The following is a 5,865-nucleotide window of genomic DNA, read 5'->3' on the forward strand; positions in this document are numbered from 1 at the left end:
TGGGGCGACTCGATACAGAAAAAACTTATCTTTAACCAAGCTTGAATATATTGATCGCTCCTGCTCTTGGTTGGCAATCAATTATTCAGCAAGCCCTAAATAAGATGAGCTGCATTTGTCCGCCACACAAAAAAGCCCTGCGACAAGCAGGGCTAATGTTAAATTATAGAGTTGTTAGCAGAGAGAGAATATGACTCTCCCTGCCTCTTAAAACGCACTCTTAGAACGTGAAAGTAGTTCTCAGAGTACCAATAATGATGTCGTCATTATTGCGGTCTTGATTCGGGTTGGTAATCCAAATGACGCCCGGAGTCACGGCAATGTTGTCCGAGAGCTTGAACTTGTAGAAGCCTTCAAAGTGCCACGAAGTATCGTTGTTGAAGTTCCGCAAATTGCCAGGAGCCTCAAGTTTATCCAAGTAAGGCTCACGACCTACCACAAAGCCCAGCAAGTTGCCTTCTTTCCCTAAATCGGGCAAAGCCAAAGTGGCTGCGTAGTTCCAAATTCTCGCATCGCCGACGCCGAGAATACGAGCATTGGTTAAACCAGCCCAGCCCCCAATGATAAATCTCGGGCTGAGTCGGAACGAAGCCTCAGCACCGTAGGAGTTGCTGACAACTTTGCGAGCGCGGAAGCCGTCAAAGCCTTCGCTCAAACCGTTGATGGAATTAGCCACGCCCGTGCCTGTAAAACCGCCAAGTTTGTCTGGCCCGTTCCCCAAACCGTTGTCAAACCCGAAGTTACCTCTGCTAAAGTAACCGTGGTTGTAAGTGAGAGCAACTTGCAAGTTGCGTCCCGGGGTAAAAGTCAACTGCCCCATCGCTGCGTAATCGCCGTTGAACAAGCCTGCGCCCTTGGCGGGACTTGCCGGATTTGACGCCAAATATCCAAAGGACAGAGAAGTCGGGCCGAACACACCGCCCAGCAAGCCTCTGCCACCGAAGGCGTAATCGAAGCCGATACCAGCACCGCCACCTAGGCGATAAATTGGGTTGCTCTGACCGAAGGCGCTGAGGGAGCCATTACCGCCGTCAAAGTCTTCAAAGTAAGGGTTGACGGTAGGAATGAAATCGTTCCAAATACCGTTAGCGGCTTCAATGGTAACGTTCAACCGATTGCTAGCGGGGAACTTGTAAAGCAAGCTGCCCAAGTGAAAAACGTTGTCGGTTCTGCCAACTACGTTCCAGGTTTGAGTACCTTCGCTCGTCGCCCCCAAGTTAAAGTTTTGACCGTTGCCCACATCCAGTCTGGTGAGCAACAAGTCTCTGCCGGTGAAGCTCGTATTTAAATTGAGACGTACCCGCTGTTGGAAGACGGCTTCATTGTTACCCGTACCGACTCTTCTGTTGTCTCTGCCAAACAAGCCATCATTGCCACCAAAGTCGTCGCTGAGGGCAAAAATTGCTTCCCCAGTCAGTTTAGTAGTAGTTGAGAATTGGTTAGCTTCGAGTTCGGATGTGCGAGCTTCCAGAGCATCGACGCGGCCGCGCAGGGTTGCCAGTTCTGCTGCAAATTCTTCCTGGAGCCGTTGGAGGGCTGCCAAGTCGTCTTTTGTCGCTAAGTTGGTTGTACCTGCTTTAATTAGCTCGTTAACTTTGTCTAAGCAAGCGTTTAAACCGGCGGCAAATTCGTAGCGGGTCATTGCCCGGTTGCCGCGGAATGTGCCGTCTGGATACCCGGCAATACAGCCGTAGCGCTCGACTAGGGATTGCAGTGCTTGGAATGCCCAGTCTGTGGGCCGCACGTCGGAAAGTTGAGATACTGAGGTTACTTGAGCCTGAGTTTCGCCACCAGCACCTTCGCTGCTGTACTCGTTGACCTGTTCTAATGTGGCGGCTGGGTTTTGAGCTTGTGGTGCGACAGTTTGGGCTAGAGATTGGGCCGGAGAGGGCAAATTTTGTTGTGCCTGCTCTGCAACTGCCGGGGCAGTAGTTTCTAATTGAACTGCACTGATTTGCTCCTTGACAGCGGTAGCTGCTGGGGCTGGATTTTCTAGTCTGGCTGCCGCTGAATTTTCTACTGGTTGAGCGACTGTTGGCTCAACTGCTGCTAAAGATTCAGTTACAGGTTGTGATGCAGCTTCAAGATTTGTTGCTGCGGGGTCTGTGGTGGCGGAGGCGATCGCGCTGCCCGTTGCAGCAGGGCTGGCATCTGCAATCGCTGGCTTGGTTTCGCTGCCTGTTCCTTGGGAAATTTCTTCGACTGGCTTTAGTGCTGCGGTAGTTTCGTCAACAGCCGCTAAAGCATTAACTTTGGCTTCGGAGGCTTGGCCTGTTTCAGCTTGGGCAGCTTGAGGCTTGAGCGCATCAGCAGCTTGCTGAGCGTCTGCTGCCATCGCGCTCGAAGAAACTACTAGGGTAGCTCCTAAGACTGCTGGGCTGATTAGTAGGTAACTCCACAAAAATTTCGACATATTCACTCTCATCCTCACACCGATTACAGAGAAACTTTTCGAGTCTTCTATGTGGTCAGTAGTTGCTAAACTAGCATACTTTAAAAAGAGACCTAAAATTCACTTTTTCTTTTGATTTTTGGGGACTAACTGAGTGTATGGATGTGATTGGCTGCTGTCGGATGCCTGTTTTTGACTAGGTACTCAACTGCCTCAAAACCTTACCATACTTGGACTTGGGATTGATTGGACTACTGACACATTAGGCGCTCGATAGCCTATTTACTTTTTAGCACAGCACGTCCGAATCGTCTATACTGATTCGACTTTTGCATCCAAACCGTGTCCTAGGACGCTAAAGACTCGGCGACGGTCGAACAGTTCTAATAAATCGGCGTTGATTTTGTTGTGAGCTGCTTCTTGCCGCAAAATTTTCATTGCTGCATCTGTTCGCAAAGCTCGTTTGTAGGGGCGATCGCCGGCTGTCAGGGCGTCATAAATATCGGCGATCGTCATCAATTGCGCTTGAATGGGGATTTCTGAGTCTGTTAGACCTCGTGGATAGCCTGTGCCGTCGAGTTTTTCATGGTGTCCGTAGGCTATTTGGGGAACATTTTTTAGATCCTTTGTCCACGGAATTTGGCTGAGAAATTCGTAAGTGTGAGTGACGTGAGATTCGATTGCCGATCGTTCTGTCGGCGTCAGGTTGCCCCTCGACACCATCAATTGCACGATTTCGTCTGGACTCAGCAGAGGTTTAATTGCCCCGTCTATATCTCTGTAAGTTTGCCGAGAAAGTTCTAGCAGTTGAGCTAGGGGTTCTTCTGCCAAAATGTGAGGTTCGTTGGCCTCTAGCAGGACTTCCCAATATTCTGCCAATCTGGTTTTTGCGTCTGCTAGCGCCGTGTCTAGCTGTTCTATTTCCTGGCATTTAGCGCACTCTGGCCCAGAGTCCGGGTGTTTTCGGTAAGCTGAATGCTCTAGCAAGTATTTGTATTTAGACTGGACGCATTCCATTTCCAGCGTCCGCTGAGCTAGGGCGAAACGGTGGCGAATGATTTCTAGCTGTGAGGGGTAGAGCTTTTTCTGCTTGGTCAAAACTGCTTCTGGTACTCCGATTTTGCCAAAATCGTGCAGCAGGGCGGCGTAGCGAATTTCTTGAATTTGACGGTTGTTAAAGTAAATAGAGCGCAGCCATCCGCTGCTGACGGCGTTTACTTCTTCTGACAGGCGTACTGTCAGGGCTGCAACTCGTTCTGAATGGCCGAAGGTACATGGATCTCGGGCTTCTATGACTTGCACGCTTGCTTTGACGAAGCCCTCGAACAAGTGTTCTATGCTTTCTTGGAGTTGATTGCGCTCGATCGAGATTGCTGCTTGAGAAGCGAGCGATCGAACTATCCTTTCTTCCCACTCGGAATACTGCTGCGTCGATTCCCAGGCATTCTCTGCCGTCAGCACCTCATCTGCCTTTTTTTTGCGGTTGATCAGTTGCAGTACGCCTATTGTCTCGCCCTGTCGGTTTTGCATCGGCAACACCATTACCGAGCAAGTGCGGTAATTAATATCCCTGTCAAAACTCGTATCTAGCTGGTAGGGTACATCGGGAGGCAAGTCATAGGCATCAGACAGGTTCAAACTTTGACCTGTAATTGCCACGTATCCCGCCAAGCTTTTGTCTGTCAGCGGCAGGGCAAACTCCTTAAACGACAGTCTGGGTTTAGAACCATTTTGAGCTACCTTGAACAGCAACTTAGATTTCTCGTCGCTGTGATCTACTAAATAAACGCTGCCCGCATCGCTGTAGGTGATTTCCCGGCTTTTGGATAAAATCAAGTTTAACAACCCGCCCAAATCGGGGGCGCTAGAGAGCGCCGCGCCAATATCCAAAAGCTTTTCTATCAGTTCTGTTCTTTGAGCAGATTCGTTCAAGAACTCTGGCCTTTCAAATACGATCATGGTCGGAGGATGGCGAATAGCCTTTAATACATTGGACTTGTTGCATCTCGACTTTCTCACACCCGATTTTAACCCAGAGTCGATATTTTCTTTTGAGCGGGCTTTCTGCTCTTGGGACTGTCGCTAGATGCAGTGGCGGCTAGGAAAATGAGAACTCTTGTGACGCTCCCACACTAATTGCAAGCAATATAGTTTGGGCATCTGAGTCCTGTAAAGGATATCTAGATCTTCCTTCGAGATACTCCAAACTGTTTCTCTCTACGGCGTTTTATAGTGAGGAACACGTCCAGCCCCACTGTGGTTCAATGATATCAAAGATTGTCGATTTCGGCGGTGATGGCTTCCGAGCCCTACGGGATTGGTCAACCATCCCACCTCAATCAACTTGGCTTTCATCCCACCCCAATCTGTAAACAATATGGGGTGGGGATTCCCGCCTAACTAGCTAATTTAGCGCAGAAATCTCTTGGGCTAGCGCCATGTCTTTCTCAGTTAAGCCTCCGGCATCGTGAGTTGTCAAGTTAACTGTTACTTGGTTATAGGAGATTTCTATGTCGGGGTGATGTCCTGCCGCTTCTGAGGGGGCGACCAACTTATTCACAAAGGCGATCGCGCCGATAAAATCTTTAAATAAACGGGTACACCGCAGTTGCTTACCTTCCACCGTCCAGCCCGATAATTGACTGGCGCGCTCTTGAATTTCAGTATCGTTAAGTAGATCTGCCATAATTTTTTTTATTTTGGGATAAGCTTTTTGGGAGATTAACAGCCCACCTGTCAACAGTTGACAGTTGACAGTTGACAGTTGACAGTTTAAGAGCGACCTCTACCCTTAAGTCCGAGGATTGGAGTAATGAATAGTCTGATTTTAATTTCTCCCGAGCAGGGTTCCGACTTTCAACCAATTATTTCTGGTCAAAAATCCGACCAAAAACTATCCGCTCTCACCAATAGTATTGAGGCTCAAGTTTTAATACTTAAGATTTAACACTATTTGAGGTGAGAGCGGTCTAGCGGGTCTTCAGATTAGAACCTGACTGCCGGGAGAATCCCTAGCTGAGCCTGGTTCCCGATGGAATTCGTTTCCAGTTGGAAACGACGGCTGACTGCTAGTGAGCGGCCCCGGCGCACAGCCGGTAGTTTCCAATCTGATGACCCATGCATTTACTACTTTCTATCATGGGCATCACCTCCAGGATTAGCTAAATGGCTTCATATTTGAACGCACCTCACCCAAATACAAGATCTGGTGTGAGGATTTGTGCGCTAGCCCTTGCCAGCGTAACCGAAAGAACCTGCGTTCTGAGTATCATTTCAGTAGTCACAATGATTAGAATAACACAAGGAATTAGAAGTGGGGGGATGCAAATTAATATTTTTGCAAGATGAGGGCAAATTACTGACGTATCGAGGTTTTCGATCGGTATGCCTCTAATCATTAATTTATTGGACAAGACTGGACAATGCGTACATGGCGATCCATAATACTAATATGGCAAAGTACGTGAAACCAA

At 48.6% G+C, this 5,865-nt stretch carries 4 protein-coding genes; 1 reads left to right on the forward strand and 3 read right to left on the reverse strand.

What is annotated here, in order from left to right; genetic code table 11:
• Positions 1–220: 220 nt before the first annotated feature.
• From JGK16_RS31825 to JGK16_RS31835, 3 genes are all read right to left on the reverse strand, one after another.
• On the reverse strand, positions 221–2,413 hold the full coding sequence (locus tag JGK16_RS31825) for an iron uptake porin (RefSeq protein ID WP_293186920.1): 2,193 nt from the start codon (positions 2,411–2,413) through the stop codon (positions 221–223).
• Positions 2,414–2,704: 291 nt separating this feature from the next.
• Positions 2,705–4,351, reverse strand: a complete 1,647-nt coding sequence (locus JGK16_RS31830) for an HD domain-containing phosphohydrolase (protein ID WP_293193881.1) — start codon at positions 4,349–4,351, stop codon at positions 2,705–2,707.
• A gap of 445 nt (positions 4,352–4,796) precedes the next feature.
• The gene (locus tag JGK16_RS31835) at positions 4,797–5,078 is read right to left on the reverse strand and encodes a 4a-hydroxytetrahydrobiopterin dehydratase (protein WP_293186922.1); all 282 of its coding nucleotides are present in this window, start codon (positions 5,076–5,078) and stop codon (positions 4,797–4,799) included.
• A 126-nt stretch (positions 5,079–5,204) separates the two neighbouring features.
• Between JGK16_RS31835 and JGK16_RS31840 the strand changes: the two genes are divergently transcribed.
• On the forward strand, positions 5,205–5,339 hold the full coding sequence (locus JGK16_RS31840; RefSeq protein WP_293193883.1) for a hypothetical protein: 135 nt from the start codon (positions 5,205–5,207) through the stop codon (positions 5,337–5,339).
• Positions 5,340–5,865 lie beyond the last annotated feature (526 nt).

Origin of the sequence: Microcoleus sp. PH2017_09_SFU_O_A (assembly GCF_020738625.1) — a bacterium.
Taxonomy (GTDB): Bacteria; Cyanobacteriota; Cyanobacteriia; order Cyanobacteriales; family Microcoleaceae; genus Microcoleus.